Source organism: Novipirellula rosea (assembly GCF_039541335.1).
Taxonomy (GTDB): Bacteria; Planctomycetota; Planctomycetia; order Pirellulales; family Pirellulaceae; genus Novipirellula; species Novipirellula rosea.
On sequence record NZ_BAABGA010000005.1, the window covers coordinates 72,532 to 93,656 of the forward strand.

16 protein-coding genes are annotated in these 21,125 nt (G+C 56.2%); 12 read left to right on the plus strand and 4 right to left on the minus strand.

Annotation, left to right across the window (positions count from 1 at the left end; genetic code table 11):
• Nucleotides 1–873 precede the first annotated feature (873 nt).
• Nucleotides 874–2,088 (minus strand): cysteine desulfurase family protein, encoded by a 1,215-nt coding sequence (locus ABD971_RS00455; RefSeq protein ID WP_345318387.1) that lies wholly within the window; start codon nt 2,086–2,088, stop codon nt 874–876.
• Between the two features lie 502 nt (nt 2,089–2,590).
• On the opposite strand from ABD971_RS00455, the gene ABD971_RS00460 reads away from it, so the two are divergent.
• From ABD971_RS00460 to ABD971_RS00485, 6 genes are all read left to right on the plus strand, one after another.
• On the plus strand, nt 2,591–3,769 hold the full coding sequence (locus ABD971_RS00460; protein ID WP_345318389.1) for a DUF1559 family PulG-like putative transporter: 1,179 nt from the start codon (nt 2,591–2,593) through the stop codon (nt 3,767–3,769).
• A gap of 374 nt (nt 3,770–4,143) precedes the next feature.
• Nucleotides 4,144–5,655, plus strand: coding sequence for a SpoIIE family protein phosphatase (locus ABD971_RS00465; RefSeq protein WP_345318391.1), 1,512 nt, complete (start codon nt 4,144–4,146; stop codon nt 5,653–5,655).
• 654 nt (nt 5,656–6,309) lie between these two features.
• Nucleotides 6,310–7,383 (plus strand): KpsF/GutQ family sugar-phosphate isomerase, encoded by a 1,074-nt coding sequence (locus tag ABD971_RS00470; protein ID WP_345318393.1) that lies wholly within the window; start codon nt 6,310–6,312, stop codon nt 7,381–7,383.
• A 10-nt stretch (nt 7,384–7,393) separates the two neighbouring features.
• Nucleotides 7,394–7,924 (plus strand): KdsC family phosphatase, encoded by a 531-nt coding sequence (locus tag ABD971_RS00475; protein WP_339944218.1) that lies wholly within the window; start codon nt 7,394–7,396, stop codon nt 7,922–7,924.
• A gap of 279 nt (nt 7,925–8,203) precedes the next feature.
• On the plus strand, nt 8,204–11,338 hold the full coding sequence (locus tag ABD971_RS00480) for a hypothetical protein (RefSeq protein ID WP_345318396.1): 3,135 nt from the start codon (nt 8,204–8,206) through the stop codon (nt 11,336–11,338).
• 298 nt (nt 11,339–11,636) lie between these two features.
• A complete protein-coding gene (locus ABD971_RS00485) occupies nt 11,637–12,764 on the plus strand; it encodes a hypothetical protein (protein WP_339944214.1) in 1,128 nt (375 codons plus the stop codon).
• Nucleotides 12,765–13,017: 253 nt separating this feature from the next.
• Here ABD971_RS00485 and ABD971_RS00490 read toward each other — a convergent pair whose 3' ends face one another.
• A complete protein-coding gene (locus ABD971_RS00490; protein WP_345318398.1) occupies nt 13,018–13,896 on the minus strand; it encodes a hypothetical protein in 879 nt (292 codons plus the stop codon).
• Between the two features lie 35 nt (nt 13,897–13,931).
• Between ABD971_RS00490 and ABD971_RS00495 the strand changes: the two genes are divergently transcribed.
• The 6 genes from ABD971_RS00495 (at nt 13,932) to ABD971_RS00520 (ending at nt 19,273) form a co-directional block, all read left to right on the plus strand.
• The gene (locus ABD971_RS00495) at nt 13,932–14,126 is read left to right on the plus strand and encodes a hypothetical protein (protein WP_345318400.1); all 195 of its coding nucleotides are present in this window, start codon (nt 13,932–13,934) and stop codon (nt 14,124–14,126) included.
• Nucleotides 14,127–14,255: 129 nt separating this feature from the next.
• Nucleotides 14,256–14,888, plus strand: a complete 633-nt coding sequence (locus ABD971_RS00500) for a DUF4332 domain-containing protein (RefSeq protein WP_339944210.1) — start codon at nt 14,256–14,258, stop codon at nt 14,886–14,888.
• A gap of 83 nt (nt 14,889–14,971) precedes the next feature.
• On the plus strand, nt 14,972–15,736 hold the full coding sequence (locus ABD971_RS00505; protein ID WP_339944208.1) for a (Fe-S)-binding protein: 765 nt from the start codon (nt 14,972–14,974) through the stop codon (nt 15,734–15,736).
• Between the two features lie 20 nt (nt 15,737–15,756).
• Complete coding sequence (locus ABD971_RS00510) at nt 15,757–17,142, plus strand: lactate utilization protein B (protein ID WP_339944206.1); 1,386 nt, start codon at nt 15,757–15,759, stop codon at nt 17,140–17,142.
• A gap of 2 nt (nt 17,143–17,144) precedes the next feature.
• Complete coding sequence (locus ABD971_RS00515; protein ID WP_345318403.1) at nt 17,145–17,762, plus strand: LutC/YkgG family protein; 618 nt, start codon at nt 17,145–17,147, stop codon at nt 17,760–17,762.
• A 134-nt stretch (nt 17,763–17,896) separates the two neighbouring features.
• On the plus strand, nt 17,897–19,273 hold the full coding sequence (locus ABD971_RS00520; protein WP_345318405.1) for an MATE family efflux transporter: 1,377 nt from the start codon (nt 17,897–17,899) through the stop codon (nt 19,271–19,273).
• A gap of 9 nt (nt 19,274–19,282) precedes the next feature.
• Here the strand turns inward: ABD971_RS00520 and ABD971_RS00525 are convergent, their stop codons facing one another.
• Together ABD971_RS00525 and ABD971_RS00530 are read right to left on the minus strand one after the other, a co-directional pair.
• A complete protein-coding gene (locus ABD971_RS00525; RefSeq protein WP_339944200.1) occupies nt 19,283–20,296 on the minus strand; it encodes a transglutaminase-like domain-containing protein in 1,014 nt (337 codons plus the stop codon).
• Between the two features lie 194 nt (nt 20,297–20,490).
• The gene (locus ABD971_RS00530; protein ID WP_339944198.1) at nt 20,491–21,048 is read right to left on the minus strand and encodes a hypothetical protein; all 558 of its coding nucleotides are present in this window, start codon (nt 21,046–21,048) and stop codon (nt 20,491–20,493) included.
• Nucleotides 21,049–21,125: the final 77 nt, after the last annotated feature.

A 21,125-nucleotide genomic window follows, 5' to 3' on the forward strand; every position in this document is an offset into this window, starting at 1 on the left:
TGTGCCAGGTCGGCACGTCGTGTGGGTGTTTGTGCCGCTATCCTCACGCCCGGTCAAACGCCACTCCCGAACCTATGCTTTCAAAACAACTTAGGCCCATTGCTAGCCCTCTGCTTAAATCGCGTGCACGCCTGCCGCAGCCAAGGCATCGGCCACGTGCACAAAAACCATGCACCACCCTTGTGTGCATTCGCCAAGTGTCCACCTCATTCGTCATGATGGCAAAGCAAAAAAACAAAACTTACAACCGCGTGATTTACAGCGTTTCTGCTGACCTGAAGAATTTATTTGTTTTACAAGCATTTCAGCTTGCCCCTCCGCGATGACGGCACACCCCGCTAAGAGACCCGCTCGCAGCGCGATCTCCGTGAGGCGCACCCGCAAAAACCCAAAAGAGGGGGAATACAGCAAAACGGCTATCCCTACGCAGCCCACTCCCTAGGTCAACCACCTAGCAGACAACGCCGAAGGAAATGCTGCGGTGGGACTCCAACGATCCTCCGTCCCCTTGGGCCGCTGCAAACCCCTCCCACAAACCGACCCTCAAACCCAAGACGGTCCATCGCGAACCACCAATTCTCGCCACCAAGATCACCGCCACCCAAGCAAGCGCGTGGCAGACGAACAGCGACAGCAAAAACCAAACGGGGGGGCATTAATCAGAATGGCGATAGGGCGTAGGAGGGCGATTTCCCAAAGCGATGCCACAACTGCGCAGCGGCTTCACAGCACCGCACAAGCGGTCTGGTTCGCCCCGAGCGACATCCTCGCCGTGCGCGGCCAGTTCGCGCCGCGAGCAACACGAAAGCGGATGCGCTGCGGGCATGCGATGGGCGGCTAGCAAAAGAGACTGGGGAACAAAAACGAGGATGACTACCGCGCCATCACGGTATCACAGGCATCGGCCAGTAGACTGACCGCACGGTCAATCTGGTCCCTCGAGGTGGTCCATCCGAGGGAGACACGAATTGTGCGACGGATCTGCGTTTCGGTCCGCCCGATTGCCTTCAGCGAGCGAGTGATTTCGTCAGGCGGCTCGGCCGACTGGGCAGTCGCGAAGACCAATTGTCGCGCCGCCTTTTGGATCAAGCCGGCGTCACAGGGCATCTCGATCGCCATCGTATTGGCGATCCGCGGCGACTCACTGGCGAGTAGAATTGGCGACTTACCAAGGGAAGATTCCAGCCCATTAAGAAATCGATCACTTAGCTCGGCGAAGTTATCTGAGACCTCGCTTTCACAGCGGCTGGCGAGATGCGCCGCGGCCCCCAAGCCGATACATGCAGGAATGTTTTCGGCTCCCGGCCGCAGCCCCATTTCGCGAGGCTCGCCGTGACAGATCGGTGACAGATGCAGTCCTCGGCGAACGTAGATCGCACCGCTGCCTTTGGGCCCATAGAACTTGTGCCCACTAATTGACACTGTGTCGGCGCGAAGCTGCGAAACCTCGACCGGCAACTTTCCAAATGCCTGGGTCGCATCGCAGTGAACCGACACCCCCCGATTGTGACAAACATCCGCCACTTCACGTACTTTTTGAAGCGTTCCCAGGACCGGATTTGCGAGCTGCAGGCAGACCAATCGGGTGTTGGATCGCAGCATCGACTCGACCCGCGCCGGGTCCACCACACCGTTTTCTTGGCACGGCACCCGTTCCACATCGACGCCGTCGGCGGAAAGCGAGAGCGCGGCCCCGAGGACCGAGTCATGCTCGAGCTCGCTGACTAAAACATGCCGACGCCCCGCCACCGTTTTGCTGCCTGATTCCAAAACCGATTGAATGGGATGAGACCGTTTTGCCGAGGGGACATCTGCGCCGGGAACTCGGGGCGTGGGCGGTGTCTTCAATTGGCCGCAGATCGCCAGATTGTTTGCCTCGGTCCCGCCGCTGGTGAACACAATTTCAAAGGGATCACAGCCGACCATTGCGGCGACCGATTCCCGCGCCTGCTCGAGTGACTCACCCACCGCCTGGGCTTGCGAGTGCTCTTGCCCAGGCAACATGAAGTGAGTAGCCCAGTACGGCTGCATTGCCTCTAGCACCGAAGGGGCGAGGGGTGTCGTTCGATTAAAATCCAGATAGATCAAGGGTCAGCACAAAACGGGAGAAGAGAGGGCCAAACGGCGGTCATACCGGAGGGCAAATTAAACCGATCCAACGCCGCAGCATCGAACATGCTGTGCCGACGCTAACGCGAACGAATAGGCAGCGGGATGCCGAAGTGACCAGCTACGCTAGCAAGAAATCTGCAAAATTCTGCTCCACCCCTTCTGCGGGGTGACAAATGATAAACCAAGTGGGATTGCATTGTAATGGACGCCGCGACATCGCCCCAGAGTAGTCCGTAGGCTCAGAAAAACCAGGGTTCACAGCGTCGGAGCCAGCGATTTGCGGGTCCCCATGAAGTCACCCCGATGAGTCCACTTTGTTTCGCCAGAAGTCGCGAAGGAGTGAAAATAATCACCTTTGATGGCTCATGCGGGTTTGCACTGAAGCAGTGAACAGGCGATAATCAATACCGTGACGGATTATCTTTCCCACATGAACACAACACCCTCTCTCTCTCGGCCTTGTCTTACGGAGCGCGAAATGAAGCGTCAGCGAATCGGATTTACGTTAGTTGAGCTATTGGTGGTCATCACGATCATCGGAATATTGATGGGACTTCTGCTTCCCGCAGTCAACGCCGCACGAGAGGCTGCACGCCGCAATCAATGCAGCACCCAGTTGAAGAACTTGGCACTCGCCGCGATTCAGCACGAAAACGCGAAGGGTGAATTGCCTGGGTATATCAACGATTTTGGCACTTTTGCTGATGGGGGTTCGGATCCGTCTGCCGAAACCGCCACTACAGTTTCGGGACACCGAAAGATCGGCACCTGGACGGTGGCCCTTTTGCCTTGGCTTGACGCTCAACCTACTTACGAGCAGTGGACCGAAGACCGCTATCCCGTGATTACCGGAGCAGCAGCACCTTATACTTGGCACGAGAAAGCTGCGCCCAACATGGCAATTGTGCAGTGCCCAAGTAATCCGAACAGCGATGACGAGCTTGGACGCAATAGCTACATCTCTAACAATGGAACCCCGCTCAAACCGTCCAGCGCGGCTTCGGGCCCCAGCTCTACGCCAGACATTTCTTTCATCACATCGCAAGACCGAGCTAACGGTGCGTTTAATTGTAAATATCTCGGCACGACAGCTACTTCAACGACCGTAAACACTGGCCCTGCAGTTCGCTTGGATGATTTCAAAGACGGCCAAGGTAACACGATTCTTGTCTCTGAAAACGTTCAAGCGAAGCCGTGGAACGTAGCTGGAGTAACGGGTGCAGTTGACCTTGTTCTCACGTCCCCCGCTACCGATATCGCCTACCCGGTCAACTCACGTTACTACCAGGGTATGGTATGGCACTACGAAGACCCGAATCCTAGTTCGACATCTCCCCCTGGAAGTGGCTGGAACAACCTGAGCACATCTGGACCAGTGACCCCCGCCGCAGTGAATTCGTTGCACAAAATCAATGGTGGTGGTGGTACGACCGGAACGGATATCTTTACGCTTCAGATGAATGCGACTAACGCCGCTGACTTGGCACGCCCCTCTTCGGCTCACGTTGACGGTGTTAACGCGGGGATGGCCGATGGTGGTACTCGGTTTATCGGCGAAAACATCGATTACCGCGTCTACCAAGCACTGTTGACCCCACGTGGCAAGAGCAGCAGCGTGCCATGGCCCGAATTCGTGCTTAGCGATGACGATTATTAATCGATAACGATATCGACGATCTGTCGTTGCCCAGCGCACGACAACAATACTAAAGCCCAGGTGACAACCCTTTGTCATCTGGGCTTTTTTCGTTTTTGCGTGGTTGGCGCGAATGCAGGCTGGATCAAGTTGCCCCAAGCGATCAACGATCGATTGACATTGCCGATTTTTCCGATGATCCAGGTTGCACCACCGTCTTGGCAATTTCCGCAATCCTTATCAGTCATTCGGCTTAGTAAATCCATACCGCCTTGCCGATCTCGTTTAGGGCAGCGATGGATAACGTTGCCCCGCCCTGCGTAAATCTCACTCTGGCATGGATCGCCGCCAACCGTTTCTCAGCGATCCCACCCACTTCCAGAGCATCGATGAACGTGACTAAGACCATCCCCAACTACTTGCGTATCCACAAAGGTCCCGCCTCGGCCGCCGCTCCTGACCTTGATCCTTCCGGCGATGCCGTCTCTCATTTCTGGCATGTCTTTGGTGACGCCACCGGCTGGCGAATCGATCAGTCGCGACGACGAATCGGGTCCGATATCGAGCTGTTACCAAGCGTCAACACCGATACCATTTCGGATCCTAGTGAATCGTCGCCGACGGTGACCAAGTCGAGCGCGTTGCGACTTGCCGAATCCGCAGCCATGCTGGCGACCCAACTCCATCACTCTCGTGAGTCACTGCGCCGGCAAGAGATGGAATTGGCAGCTCGCGCGGCAATCATTCCGGGCGCCGAGCTCCAATCCAAACTTGCCGACAACATTGAAGCAATCTTGCAAAATGCGTGCGAGGCAACAAATTGCAGCGCCGCAGCGATGTACCTACTCGACGAGGACACGCAAATCCTAAAAACCCGTGCGACATACGGATTGCCCACAAGTCGACTGGAAGATTCGCCACGTGAACTGCGCGGCAGCCGTGGTGATCTCGAAGCCATGGTGCGAGGGGTTGTTACGGCTGATAATTTCATGGCGGGCGGACTGGATACGTGGAACAGCCCAGAACCGTTTGCGGCGGGCATTTGTGCATCGATCACCGACGAAGACGTTCCGATCGGAACGCTGTGGATCTTTAGTGACGAGGTTCGCACGTTCGGCAAGCCCGAAGCCGCCGCAGGACGTCTTGCCGCGTCGCACTTGGCGGTCGAGTTGTCTCGGGCCGCGATTGATCTTCGACAAAATCCAAAACTCAACCATGATGATTCACTCCGCGATATTAGCGAGTGGCAACACCTGAGCTTGCCGATCGGCAACGACTTGGCTCCGGGATGGCGTGCCGATGGGTTGATCGAGTCGCCTCAATCGTGGGCCACCGGCTTCCACACCTGGGATGTGTTGCCCGATGGAACGTTGATGATGGCGATGGCCGATTCTCCGGACCGGACCGTTCGCGGTGCAATTCAAACCGCCGTGGCGCGAGCCGCAGTCACCGCCCACAGCAGCTATCGTCACACCGTTTCACAAATGATGCAGCGGATCAACGACACCCTCTGGCAAACCAATGCCGGCGACCAATTGATGTCAATGCTGTACCTGCACATCGACCCCGAAACGGGCGAAGGCAGCTTCGCATCGTGTGGTGATCTGATGGCGATGATCAGCAGCCGCTATGGTTACCGGCCGTTGATTGATGGCCGCAGCGAACCGCTCGGGACTCACCTGTCCGCTCGGCCCACCCTGGATTCGTTTTCGCTACTGCCAGGCGAAACATTGCTAGCGTATAGCCAAGGTTTACGGCTCGATGGTGGCACTCAAAACGTTTTGGGAGATCGTTTGCGAGGATGCTTGCAAACAGGCGATTTGAACCCGCTTGCCGCCATTCGCCGTGACTTGGTCAACCAGTCACTCGATCACGAACGTGCCGCGATCACGTTGGTTCGGTCCTAAATATGTATTCTGGGCCAAAGGCCGATACACCTAGCGCACTAGGTGTGTCGCCTACTGGCCCCGATTTTTCTAGCTCGCTAAGCCAGTCGCCCTGGATCTCGCGGGTGTTGACCGGAACCGTAGTTAACGACATCACCCGCCCGGCGAACACGGGAGGGTGGGAATCTTTATCTTGACTCGGTCCCTCGCTCACGCGTCGGGTTGTGCTTTGCCGGGGAAACGACAAACGCGCAACATCAAAAACTGATGCGTTCGGGTGGTGATCACCTGGCAAAACACGACTCAAAAATGCTTCACGGCTTGTTGATTTAGTGAGCCGCGACGCGTCAGCGGCCGGGTCCCAGGCGTTACCCGGTGCCATACGGCCAATGCCATCTAATTTGGAACTAAACCGGTGGTTTTCCTAGCGGAGTCGCGGGGCCGTTTTTGCTAACGTTTTTGACACGAGGCCGCCGGATGCTAGCACAGTCGGCTCTCCTACAACGAACACTCGGATCGATCGCAGATTCCAGAATAGGCGTTGCTTGTTTTCGAGCTAAAAAAACTCTGTGCCGATCTCCTCTTGGCGTGATGGTGTCATTCTCGCTAGGATCGGCTCCCTCTCTCGCCCCTGTTCTGATTGAACGGCCTCGAAGTACCAAGGAAGGTCTCGACGTGTCCGCAGCTGAAAAACTTCCCATCGCCACCACGTCCGTCGATACAAGCGTTTCGCTGCCTGAAACGCTGATTGAACGGTTGCGTATTTTGCGTGAGATTGTCTCGATCGAGGGGCATGCCATCCTTTCCGCCGCCAATACGCTGGGCAGCGACGCGGTCCGCGCCGCCGAAATGACGGCCCAGTGCGAAGGATCGGTGATGGTCACCGGCGTTGGAAAAGCGGGGCTGGTGGGAAAAAAATTGGTCGCCACGCTTGCTAGCACTGGCACCCCCGCTCATTTTCTGCACCCCGCCGAAGCGGTCCATGGCGATCTGGGACGGGTTCGACCGCACGACTTGGTGTGGGCGATCTCCAATTCAGGCCGGAGCGAAGAAGTGGTCCGCATCGCGCCGCATCTTCGCGAACATTCCGCTGGCTTGATCGCCATCACCGCATCGACCGACAATCCGCTCTCTGCCGCTGCGACCTGCACCGTTGCGATCGGCAAACACAACGAAGCATGTCCCAACGGTTTGGCTCCCACGTCCAGTACCGCGGTCATGATGGCAGTGGGAGACGGCATCGCGATGTTGGCCAGTCGACTGCGATCATTCACACCTCAGGATTTTGCAAAATTCCATCCGGGCGGTGCGTTGGGACGCAAATTGGCCACAGTCGACCAGATCATGCGAGGTCTTGATGCTTGCCGGATCGCCACCAGCGACATCACGGTACGCGAAGCGATGGTGCGAGCATCGAAAAATGGTCGCCGCACCGGCGCCGTGATGCTGGTCAACGAATCGAAACAACTCGTCGGCATTTTTACCGACAGCGACTTAGCACGCATTCTGGAAACACGCAACGACATTGCACTGGACGAGAGCATTGCCAACCGGATGACGGCGAATCCGACGACGGCGTCCAGCGGCATGCTGCTGCAGGATGCCTTGGCGATCATGTCACGTCGGCGGATCAGCGAGCTTCCAGTGCTGGATGCTCACCGCCGCCCGATCGGATTAATTGATATCACCGATATCGCAGGCATGTTGGGCCCGCAAGACGAACCCGCAATCTTAAGTTTCAAACAGTAACACTCCCTTTATGCCTACCAAGCTTTCTACCGACGCATCGATTGCCGAACCTATCACCTGCATCATTTCCGATGTCGATGGAGTGATGACCGACGGACGCATCGTTTATGACGACCATGGTGTCGAGACCAAACGCTTTCACGTTCGCGATGGATTAGGGATCAAGCTGTGGATGCGATCGGGATTTGCATTTGCCATCTTGTCGGCACGACAAGGGAACGCGGTCAAAAAACGCGCAGCGGAACTTGGTATCGAGCATGTTGCGCAAGGGTTTGAAAAAAAGTGGCCTGCGGCGGAATCGCTGTTTGACGCGATCGGGTGCCGTCCGGAACAAGTCTGCTATATCGGCGACGATTTGCCGGATATTGCCGTGATGAAGCGAGTCGCATTGGCGGTATCGCCCGCGGACGCGGCAACCGACGCTCGCGATGCTGCCCACTGGGTGTTGCAAAAGCAGGGGGGCGAGGGCGCTGTGCGAGAGCTGGTTGAACGATTGTTACGCGCAAAAGGAGTTTGGCAGGACCACCTCGATTTGCATTAACGCAGGTAGCCAGAAGTTTTTGGGATTGTTAGCCGTTTGGGCGCTAGCCACGGTTCAGACGTTCAACCGGGGTTAGCGCCCAAGCGGCTAACGAGATTTCACCCAACCAATTCTACCTATTTGCTTAAAACGAGGACTTTGGCGGCATGTCGTCGCGAGAGTCGTCATGACAATCGGCCCCCCCCCATTCCCCACGAACGAAACTCTTGGCGAGTTTCACTACCTAATAAACGAAGCGGTACCGCAGCGGCAAGCGCCGTCGGCAGACAAGACACAACGATGCTGCGAAAAACATATCATTACATTTCCGCCTTACTGCTGCTAAGCGTGTTAGCGTTTGTCTATCACGTCTTGGTCGTAGCGTGGCTGCGCCCTCCCGAAGTCGAACGTGTCGCACTAGCGCCGGCACGCGAGTTTAAAGTTGGCGACACGCTTGCGGATCTGTTCCCCGAGGGAGCATGGCAGCGAGAAAAATGCAAACGGCTGCAAACCGCCGATGGGATGTTGCTGTTTCAAAACTGGGAACAAAGCAGTCCGGACCAGTGGAAACTGTGGCCAATGACCGTCGTGATCGGTCGCGGCATGAAGGGTTCCAGCAGTGAATCGCCGGTCGTGATCGAAGCCAACGAAGGGGCCGAAATCAAGTTCAGCGGTTCGCTTGACGTGATGAGTGGCGGAGCGCCGCCGATCCAGCGAGGCCGCATGATGGGCGTTGTGCAAATCAGTCGCCTGAACCCCACCACCCCAAGTCAATCGCTGTCGATTCGCACTGCGAACGTGGGTATCGACAACCAAAAGATCTGGACGACCGAAGCGATCCAAATGAACCTCGGCAAAGCCAAGATGCTCGGCCGCGACTTGACCATCCATTTGGCGACCAACACATCGGCGCCCATGGCGTCGAGCGGAAAAACCGCCGTCTTGGATCGCATGGAACTGATCTACTTGGAAGAGTTTCGGATGCCGCTTGAGAACGGGGGACTATGGCCCGCGGCGACCACGACGACACCGATCCAAAACAGCGTCGCAGTCGATCCAACATCGATGTTGACGCAAAGCTCCGCCGCCACGCCCACCGCCGCAAATGGAGCAGCCGAGGATGCAGCCGCCGAAATTCAACTTCAATGTAACGGTCGGCTCGAATACGACTTTGCGATCGACCAACTGATGCTCCGCGATTCGGTATCACTGATCCATCAAATTGCTGGTGCGAAAACGGACCGATTTGATTGTGATACGATCGAATTGACGTTTCGCGACCCCAGCAACAAGTCGCTTGTTCGCTCGACGGCGCTCGATTGGCTGCACCGCATCAAAGCGACCGGTGCCCCGTTGGCCGCACGGCTGCCCAATTTAGATCTAGAAATCTATGCAGGCCAAATTGACATGCAGGCCAGCAAAGGACTCGTCCGCGCCGATGGGATCCAGGGAATCGAAGTGCACCGCGCCGGAATTCATGCACGACTTGAAAGCATCGTCTATCAATTCGATCCAACATCACCGGGAACGCTCGGAGCGATTGACGCTCGCGGTATCGGAATTGTCACGCTCGATGCACCAAACGTCCCGTTGCGACGGATTCAGTGGCGTGAGGGATTCAAAATGCAACCGCTTGGCCCGATCCGCAAAGATTCGGTCACCAGCAATGTCGGATTTTGGATCGACGGCGACGTCAAAACGGCATTGACCGATGGCGGCGAATTCCAAGCCGATTCCGTCGAAGGGGTGCTAAAACCCGACCCTCGTAAAACAGCAAAACGGGGTGGCAACGCGATGATCCCCGAGCAGTTGGCGGCGTTGGGCAACGTGCACTTGGACACCTCGTCGATCCAAGCCGACACCGATCAACTGCGATTGTTCTTTGTCGAACCCGAGCCCGCCCCCATTGGCATGATCGAAGGCAATCAGGAAGAAGCCCCCAGCTCGATCCGCCAATTGGTGAAACAACCCGAAGCGGGAACCACCACGACGGTTCCTGTCGCCCGGTCGCGTCCCTCGGTCGCGGGCAATGCGATCACGGCTAAGTTGGTGCTCAACGATGGGGGCGTACAGGCCCAAGACCTAAGCGTCGTCGGTGCAGTTCATCTAACGCATACCGTGCAACTGGGCGGCCAACCAATGCTGGCCAAATTGACGGGCGAACAACTTCGTTTGATCGACGGCGGGGGCGAAGACGTGTTGCAACTCGGCAGCGGCGTCGGTGCTCCGGCACGCTTTGAAATAGGGGACGGCTATTTTGTCGGCCCCCTGATCCAAATCCGACCCAGCGACAACATCATTTGGATCAATGAAGCGGGCGAGTTCCGTATTCCGTCACAAGCATTACCAAGCAGCTTGGCGGACGGCTTGGCAGGTGAACCAAGCGGCACCGATCCAACCACAAGGGACACTCCCAGCCGCGTTTCCCAATCCGCCGATCCTGAATCCAAGTTAACTTGGACCGAACCGCCGCTGTGTCGATGGCAGGGCGAAATGGTCTTTGACGGAAAAACGGCAACGCTCACCGATGGCGTCGAGATCACCGCTTCGCTGATCAATGGCCGTGAGCCATGGGATGTGCACGTCGCAGGTGACCGCATGGAGATCATCTTGCATGACGGCGTGCAAGTTCGCGACCTGAAAACAATGAAGACGGCAACGGTCCAGCGGATCGATTTGCTGCAAAGCGAATCACGCCCACTGATGATTTCGGCGGTGCAACGTGCCCCCGACGGGCTAACCGAATCGAAACACGTACTGCATGCCGAGAAACTGACGTTGGTCCCCTCGGGCGGCGGCAAGCTTTTTGGTACAGGCCCGGGATGGTACCGATGTTGGACACGCGGCGATCAAAGCGGGCTGAAACCTGGCGGCACCGTCAAAGCCAAGGTTGACCGTAACGTGTTAACCGGCATCCATCTGATTTTTAACGATACGATGCAAGGCGACATGTTGAACAAGTCGCTTGATTTCATGCGAGGCGTACGGGTTGGTGTTCGCGACGTCGCCAGCTGGGACGACACGTTTGACGCCCAGACGATGGACGCCTTATCCGCCGGTCAAACGACACTCGATTGCGACCATCTTCGGTTCGGAATCTCACCTGAAGCGGCGAATATGCCTTCGATCGCGGGACTGGCAACGCCGTGGGAAACCGAAGCTGCCGGCGGCGTGATTTTCCGCACCCGCAATGAGCGTGGGTTATTGGAATGTAGTGCGACGCGAGCCGCCTATTCCGCAGCCAAAGACATGTTCACGATGCATGGAGCGCCCAATCGACCGGCACTGTTCCGCCAACAACTTCCCGATGGACAACCGGGACCCGAAGGAGCGGTCAAATCGATGTCTCTGAAGCTCAAGACGATGGAGGTTGAAAACCTGCAACTCGAACGGCTCAGCATCGCGGCGCCTCCGGGAATGGCCGCCCCAAAATAGGTTGGCAGTTTGCCGCTGATCGCTCCGCAATCATGGCCTTGGATCGCTCGGGACGTGCGATATATCAAATGAAGCATTTGGTTGTAGCGGAAGTCGTCAAGACTTTCGTTTACGGCGATGACCGAAATACGGGGTTGACCGAAACTCTTGACGAGTGCCGCTACCTCAGTAATCGAATCGCAAGTCCCTGGCAAACCACGACGCTACATACCCGAATTTCTTCCCTTTCGGTGGTCGACTCGTTTTTGTTATTCCCCAAGGACGAGAACTCAATTTCTTCCTCGACCGGAAAAAACAAATGCGTCCAATTTCGAATCTATCGCTTTTCGTCGGCGTTTGTTGTAGTGCCATTTTTATCAGCGGATCGCACGCCGGACCTCCGAACTTGATGAACATGTTTCGTTCGGGCACGAATGTGGAAGCCGATGCGGAAGCCGAATACGTGCTTACCGAAGAGGATGGTCCTTGGATGATTTTGGCATCGACGTGTGTCGGCGAGGGATCCAAAGCGCGTGCTCATCGACTCGCCTTTGAAATTCGCCGTGACTTGAAACTGCCCGCCTATATCTATCGCGAAAAGTTTGATTTCACTCACGGTCCCAACACCCCCGCGTCATCCGGACGTCGTGTGCGTTACGCGAACGAGTATCAATACGAAGCATATGCCGTGTTGGTAGGCGAATACGACCGCGTCGAGAACGAGAGTATTGATCATGACCTGCAAGTATTAAAGACCGCCCGGTTGCCGATTTTCGACGATCGCAAAGAAGTAGCGAAAGAGACCAGCACCGCCACGCCTGTGACGACCGTCCGCGCGATGACACGAAAATTGCTGGAGCGAAAGAACGACAAATCGCTCGGCCCCATGGCCAATGCCTTTGTCACCCGCAACCCGATGCTGCCTGCAGAGTATTTCGATGCACCTGAGATTGATTCGTTTGTTCAGCAACTAAACGAAGACAAAGATTACAATCTGCTTACTTGCAAAGGCAAATACACCGTCGTCGTGGGAACGTTCGAAGGCTTGGGAACGATTGTCGATGGACACAAAGAAAAAGACTTTGTGCCAAGCGGCAAACGACTCGACAAAATGGCTGCTGACGCAGGCAAGATGGTCGCCGAGCTTCGCAAAAATGGTGTCGAAGCGTACCAATTCCACGACCGAACACGTTCGCTTGTGACCATCGGCAGCTTCCCAGAACTGGGCCGTTCGCTACCGGACGGCAAATTCGAATACGCTCCGGAAATTCGCCGTGTGATGGAAACCTATCGTGCCTTCAACTCTCAGAAAGCTCGCTATGTTCCCGAACGCAACGGCGTTGCGGTGCATCACGCCGCGATGATCCCATTCGATGTCAATCCGGCACCGATCGCTGTCCCACGCACCTCGAAACGCAGTCTCTACAGTGCTGCGTTAGGCCGATAATTGCACGAACGTCCAACGTCTAGCAATGTGGTTCAGCAGTAAAGCGTGATCAGCGACGTGCTTTGTGAGCCGACGGCACTGTTGATTTAGTGAGCCGTGACGCGTGAGCGGCCGGGTCCCACGCATTACCCGGTGCCTTACGGCCCGCGGCTCACCACTCATTTACATTTCGATTCAATCGACAGCCCGCTTGCGCCATCGGCTTAGTTTTGCCGCATTAAAATTTGCATGCAGCGTTTTTAAGCAATGTGAACTAGATGTACCAGCGTTGCGAGATTGCGTTGTTTTCGTCTTTGGTTTGTCGCATGGGAAACACATGGTGCTTGCCATGAATGGTTTTGCGAGTGGGCCGCAGGTCTTGGCACCCGGCGTTGGTTTCGAGTTCACGTAGCCACCGCGATTTCATCGTCCCCACGCTATCGAACAGATCGTGGCGGAACAGCGACATCACCGAATCCGCAACGCGTTGGTTCGCTCGCGGCAGTCCCGTTTGATCCGATGTCCGCTGGCGTAACATGTCGTGCATCGCGGTGTTAAACAACCAGCATGCCGTTTCACGTTGTGCCATGGTCTCGTTTTCAACACTCTCTTCGGCGTACGCGGATGCCCGCGTCGGGTCGACCGCATAAGCAATCGCGGTGTCGCTATAGGGGATCATGCGTCCGAGCAGTGCATCGGTCCAGCGCTCGATGCCTTGACGCAAACGATTTAGACGCACGGTATTACGAACCGAGCTGCCGCGTCCAAACAGCATTAAGTGATGGACTCGCGAGGAGACTTCCAGATGTGACCGGAATACGGTGTCCGTGACGGGCGAGATATCATCGATCCCTTTCTCGGCGTCCATCGCCTTGCCCAACGCAGCGACGACTCGGCAGAGGATCTCGCTAACCAAGATCTCTTCGAGCACCACGCTGTGACGATTCCACCAGGCTCGAATCGCGACCCCCTCGCCCCCTTGTTCGGCGCGACGATACCGGCTGATCACTTGGTGCCAAAGTTCGAAGCGGCCGCGTGAGTGCGTCCAGTACTTCGTCACTGCGGTGCTCATTTCGTCGCGGGGTCGAAATGCGATGGTCGAGGCGTTTTGCGAAATGATGGCAGCAAGGTCGGCGAGCAGAACGGCATGCATAAAAATCAATCCCTAGGCATCGTGAGTGAGTTGCAATGCCGGAGAATTGCATCCGCCGTGCCGGCCCGGAAACGCAGCACCCCTCGCGGATCGATAACTCGTTAGCCGATCGCAACTTACGTTCAATGGCCCGGCACGGCGAGCAGCCGGTGGCCGTGATCACCGTGGAGAATCCGCCTCGCGATGTTGCCCAGACGCAACATCGAGGTTCGGTTGGTGCCACGGGGTGATCGATCGGGTTGTCGGAGCGACTTGCCGCATAAAACCAAAAATCTCTCTAGCGTCGAAGTCCCGCCGTTGGCTAACACCGGTTTATCGCGTGCTTAGCATCTCTTCTCTCTTCCACTCGGAACTTTGCCATGCTGAAATCCTTCCTGAAACTGCTCTCTCGCACTCCACAGAAACCGGTCCCCGTCGACCCTCAATCGCCTGAAAACGTGCCGCTGTTTGCCTACCTCCAGCAACCGCCGCCGTATTCAAGTCGCACTCAGACATCCAAACCCGCGATGGTCGCCGCACACCCGGTCCCCAAAGCGAGTCACCGCGAACGACTGCTCAGCATGCGGATCGAGCACACCCAGCTTTGTTCGGAGAGTCGTGCGAATCAGTTTGCGGAATTCGGGATCGATACCGCTGGTGATCTGATATCGGCCAACCTGCGGACGCTGGCCGAGAAGTACCCCTCACCCCGCAAGGCGGTCCGTGTGCTGAAACGCTACCGTCAAGCGATTCGATTAGCGGCCCGGGTGCCCGGCATGATGCCCCGTGACGCATTACTGTTGATCAGCATCCATCGCCGCAGCGTCCGCGGATTAGCGATGGAAACGCCGATGTCGCTGTACCGCGATTTGCAGCGTTATGCGGAAAGCACCCCCGGCCGCAAACTGCTGCGGGGGCGTCGTCTCCCCAGCGTCAAGCGAATTCGCCGCTGGATCACCGCTTCGGCGAGCGAATTAGGCGTTACGGGCAATATCTACGCCGACGCCGCTTAACTAATCGGCTCGAGAGTGACTATACTGCCACCATTCCGCCGTCTGAAACGTCCGACGGCTATCGCACGTTCGTGGCAAGTTGCATGTCTGTCGCTCTGTTTATCCCCTGCTATCTCGACCAATTTTATCCCGATGTCGCCATCGCTACGCTTGAGCTGCTCGAGCGACTCGGAGTGGATGTTGTCTACCCCGATGGACAAACCTGTTGCGGGCAACCGATGGCCAACACCGGTTGCACCGCCGATTGTGCGCCGGTAGCCCGGCGGTTCGTCGAGTTATTTTGTGAATACGATTCCATCGTCTGCCCGTCGGGATCGTGCACCGCGATGGTGCGTCATCACTACGACGAGTACTTTGCCGACGACGATCCGAAATTCAATCACGTCAAAAACCGGACGTTTGAGTTGTGCGAATTCCTGCACGACGAACTGCAGATCAAAGAGCTCGACGTGCAATTTCCGCACAAGGTCTCGATCCATCAAAGTTGCCATGGACTTCGAGAACTGCGGCTCGGCGCGTGCAGTGAAAACATGACGCCTCGCGAAGACAAAGTCCGCAACGTGTTGAACCTTGTCCATGGGATCCAGTGGTGCACGCCGACACGGGTCGACGAATGTTGTGGTTTTGGCGGAACATTTGCAGTGAACGAATCCGACGTCTCTGCATCGATGGGGCGTGATCGTATCGCCGACCATGTTGCATCGGGCAGCAGCATCTTGGCATCAGCCGATATGAGTTGTTTGATGCATCTGCAAGGCATCATTCGTCGCGAATCGACTCCGATCGAAGTCATGCACGTCGCTCAGATCCTGGCAGGCCGCAATCCCAAACGAGTTGGCAACGCGTAACGAAATCTCGCATTAGAACTATGAAAACCCTTCCCATTGTCGATCATCCGACCAAGGCACGTCCGTTTGTCGCCGACACCGAACGCACCCATTGGCACGACCAAGCATTGTGGTTCGTCCGCAGCAAGCGTGACAAGCAAGCCGCATCGGTCCCCGAATGGGAATACCTCCGTTCGCTCGCCTCGCAAATCAAAACCGAAACCATCGCCAATCTCGGCGATTATTTGACCGAATTCGAACGCAACGCCACCGCACTAGGCGCGACGGTGCACTGGGCCGCCGATGCCGCCGAACACAACGCGATCGTGCTCAAAATCCTGCGTGATCACGAGACGTTACGGATTGTCAAAAGCAAATCGATGCTCACCGAGGAATGTGGTCTGAACCACTTTCTCGAAGACAACGGCATCGAAGTGGTCGACACCGACTTGGGGGAACGGATCGTTCAGCTCCGAAACGAGACGCCAAGTCACATCGTTTTGCCTGCGATCCACATCCGCAAAGAAGAAGTCGGTGACACGTTTCACGAACATCTCGGGACGGACGAGGGCGCATCGGATCCGCAGTACTTGACCGAAGCCGCTCGGCAACACCTGCGTGACAAATTTTTGGCAGGCGAAGTCGGAATCACCGGAGTCAATTTTGCGATCGCGGAAACAGGCGGCTTTGTCGTTTGCACCAACGAAGGCAATGCGGATCTCGGCGTTTCGCTACCTCGCGTGCACATCGCATGTATGGGTATCGAGAAACTCGTCCCTCGTTTCCAGGACCTCTCTGTCTTCATCCGCTTGTTGGCACGCAGTGCGACGGGGCAACCGATCACCACGTACACCTCGCATTTCCACGGACCTCGCGACCCCAACAGTGAACTGCACATCGTGCTGGTCGACAATGGCCGCAGCCGGCTGCGGAACAGCAACGAGTTTCGCGAAGCCTTGCATTGCATTCGCTGCGGTGCTTGTATGAACACGTGCCCGGTTTACCGACGCAGCGGCGGACACAGTTACAGCGCCACCGTGCCAGGACCGATCGGATCGGTGCTGTCGCCGACGCGTGATTCATCCCGTTACAAAAGTCTGCCGTATGCGTGCAGTTTGTGCGGTTCGTGCAGCGACGTTTGCCCTGTAAAAATTCCGCTGCATCATCAATTGTTGGCGTGGCGCAAGGAATTGGTTGGCGAAAACTTGTTGCCTTATTCCAAGCGGCTCAGCATGAAAGCGGCTTCGATCCTGTTCCGCAGCCCACGCTTGTTTTCGATGGCCGGTTGGGTGGGACGTAAATCGCTCAAAATCTTGCCGCACTGGGCCACCCACAATCGACTCAATACTTGGACCGTCGCTCGCGAATTGCCCGAACCTCCGCGCGAGAGCTTCCGTCATTGGTATGCAGAAAACCGGAAACGTTAACGATGTTAAAAAAGACCAAAGCCACTACCACCAGCCGCCAAGCTGTACTCGATCGATTGACGGGCAAACAGGTCACCGGGCCCGGATTGCCTACGGTTGCCATGGACCAGACAGTGCATTTTGAAGACCCCGTGGCAAAATTCATCGAGGTTTTGTCGACCGTCGGTGGCCAAGCGCACATGATCGATGACACACAGCAAATCGGCGAAATCCTGAGCGAAATCCCGGTCTACGCCAATGCAAAACGGGTCGTTTCGTTAGTGCCTGAGGCGATTTCGGGAAGTATGGACGTCGCCTCGATCGATGATCCGCATGCCTTGGCGTCGGTGGATTGGACGATCGCGAAGGGTGAATTTGCGGTTGCCGAGAATGGTGCGATTTGGGTCGAAGGGGCAACGATGCCGCACCGTGTGTTGCTATTCATCGCCCAGTACTTAGCCATCGTGGTGTCTCGCAGCGATATGGTTCATAACTTGCACGAAGGATACGCACGAATCGGGACTCCAAAATCGCCGTTTGGTGTGTTTGTCTCGGGCCCAAGTAAAACGGCCGACATCGAACAGTCGCTGGTGTTGGGCGCCCACGGTTGTCGCGCACTGCAGGTGTTTTTGACACCGTAACTTATCCACAACAACGGACTGCAACGCATTTTTGAGGGGTATCCGAAAAGGGGTCTGACCCTCTCCGGCGAGGCAAAGAACTCAACAAAAACGACTCGCATCCAAAGGGTCAGCCCCCTTTTCGGATCCCCTCTTTGAACGAACACAGCGAACACCCTTCGGAACACTCTTTCCGCTTTATCTTTGCGGAACTGCTTGCCATCGCCGTGCCGTTGATGGTTAGTGCTGGCACCTTTTCGCTGGTATTGTTCGTGGACCGCACATTGTTGCTGTGGTACGACGGCGCTTCGATGAGTGCATCGATGGCAGGTGGCAATTTCTTTTGGGTCAGCATTTGTTTGCCGATCGGGATCGCATCGATGACCGGTGCGATTATCAGCCAATACGTCGGATCGGGCGAAGAAAGCAAGATCGGTCGTTTTCTTTGGCAATCGGTTTGGTTGACGTTGTTTTCAACTCCGTTCTTTGCCTGGGTTGCCTACGCCGCCCCCGATCTGTTCCGTATGACCGAGCAGCCAAGTGAGCTGATTGCAGCGGAGACCACTTATTTGCGTTGGTTGCTGGTTGGCGGCGTTGGCGCAGTATTGGAAAACGCGCTGAGCGGATTTTTCAGCGGTACCGAGCGCACCCGCGTGATTATGTGGGTCAGCCTGTTATCGGGGCTGCTGAATGTCATCTTGGACCTGTTGTTGATTTTTGGGGCCGGGCCGATTCCGGAACTGGGGATCGCCGGCGCCGCGATCGCCAGCTCGTTAGCATTTTGGTTCAAAGCGATTTGTTTTGGGCTGCTGATTTTCTACTACGATCGAGACAATCGATACCAAGTCCGCAGCAGTATTGGTTTCAGCGGATCGCTATTGACCAAACTGCTCTTTTTTGGCTTCCCCACGGGGCTGATGTACGTCACCGAAGCGGGCGGGTTCACGGCAATCGTATTGCGGATCGGTCGACTCGGCGACATCCCACTGCGCGCGACCACGATGGCGATCAATTTCAATATGGTCGCATTCATTCCCCTGGTCGGCGTGTCGATCGCCGCATCGGTGTTGGTCGGTCGTCACTTGATTGAAAGCGGACCGGGGCGTGCGGCCAAAAGCGTTTTGGCGGCGTTATTGGTTGGCTGGGGCTATTCGTTGCTGTGGTGCATCGCTTACCTGATTTTCCCCGGCGTGATGATGCAGTTGTACGAGTTCAACACGCCCACGGCCGATTCGGCACTGGCCATTTCGCTCGCCAAAGGGCTGCTGAAATTTGTTGCGTTTTACGTCGTGATGGATGCGACGCAGTTGATCTTAGCGGGCGCATTGCGAGGTGCCGGTGACACCTGGTTCGTGCTCGGCACCGGTTTGCTGTCGTCGGTGTTGGCGTTTGCGATTGGCGTTGGCAACGAACCGAGCGAAGGCCAACTGCATTGGTGGTGGTGGATGATCACCATGTGGGTATGGTTGTTGGCCGTTTGCATGACCGCGCGATTCATCCAAGGCAAATGGAAGAAAATGCGAATGGTGTAAACGTCGAACTTAGATTTCGATCTGTTCGCGAACAAATCCAGGATCGGGATTACCTTTGCCCTTGCGATCGCACTTGAAGTACTCGGCGACGTACCGCACCGGTTGTCGTTTTTCGGGGACTTTAAATCGGTCACCTTTTTGCAGGACAGGGCGGTATTCGTCCATGCGACCAAATTGGCGAGTGCCTGCTGCTTGGCAGGGGAACCAGAAACCGTTGCCCTCGCCATCTTCGAGATAGAATTCGGGATAACAGTGGCCTGGGATCCAAACCATCCGCGCGGGCACTTTGGCGTTGCGGCACAATGCCACCACAAGGCTGGTCATTTCTTCGCAATCACCCTTGCCATCGCGAAGTGCGACCGAGGCATTTTTCAGCGGTCCTTCGACATATTCGACTTTTTCTCGCACAAAGTCATAGATCTGCTCGACGCGCTGCCAATCGTTCTCGGCTTCCTTCGCCGCTAACTCGCGCGACGCGGATCGAATGATGGAATTGCTGGCGTCAATGTTCGGGCTGTTGCCGAGATAATTGCGAAGTTCACGCGCCGGTCGCTGCGGAATAACCAAATCATCGGTTTGCGTCGGAGGCAGTATCCGCGAGCGTTCGATGTTGAACACAAATGTCATTTCCACCCTTGCCCCAGCCGGGACTTGTGGAATCTGAAGCGCGACTTGTTTCGCACTACTGGCCAGATCACGAACCTCCCAAGCACGCACGATCGGGTCGATCACTTTGCCGACCAGCGTGACCTTTTGTTCGGGCCATTCGGTGGGTACCGGGAACGTGGCAATCACATTGGTGCACATCACCGGGGTGGTTAAGACCATTCCGATCCGCCACTGTTGAGTTTGCGGGGAATCGAAAATCAACCGCGATGGGACCGCAGCCGGTTCGTCGGACGAATCGGCATCGTTTGTCTCTACCGGATCCTCTGCGAACGCGCGTGGTGAAAAAGCGAGTCCTCCCACGCTGCAAGCCGCGACTCCCTGCAGCGTTTGTCTCAACAGACTTCGACGACTCAATGGCAGGGCGTTTGGGTGGGAAAGTTTGTTATTCATATCTAATAAAAACGCTGAAAAGGGATAACCGAAACGATCGCAGAAGCACCTGGTTTTGACACCGGCACCTCTGCGATCGTCGCTCACTTTTTACTAATTATAGTCCGCTGGACGGACTCTTTCTGATTGTCATTACGATTCCGCCGTCGTGCGGGGCCCTAGTTAGCGGGCACGGCACCGGGTGGCAGGGGATCGCGGCTAATGATCCGGTCGCCTCGTGCATCGAAATCATCCGAGATGATGTTCGAGGGGTTCCCGTAGATCGTGCCATTGTCGTAGACGGAACTACCGACGATTTCCCCTTGTAGGTAGGGGTCATTCACCACATTCCCGTACTGATCTCGCGAAGATTGGTAACCGTAACTGCCGACATCACTGCCATAGCCACTGCTAACCGAATTGCAGTTGGGACATTTTGCGGCAACTTCCGAACCACATCCCAACTCAGGACCGGCATAGGTGTTGCATTCGCACCCAGCGTTGGGCGCCACAGCCAATGGCACTTGCGGCTGAGGAACAACCGGTGCGTAAGGCGCCGGAGCACACGGTGCAGCTTGAGACAACAGCCCTGGACGAGCCGGCAAAATGGACTGCGTGGTGTTACACAAACCACATCGAGCCCCACGACCAAACCAAAATTGTCTTAGTGTTCCGCATCCAGAACTGACAAGTAACAGCATCACAGATGCGACAACCGACACAAAGCGAGTATTCATTTCTTTTTCCTTCACATGCATAGCGAGCGTATTCGGAGTTCTCGATAGGAGAACCAGTTAAAAGTAGGACGCTATTT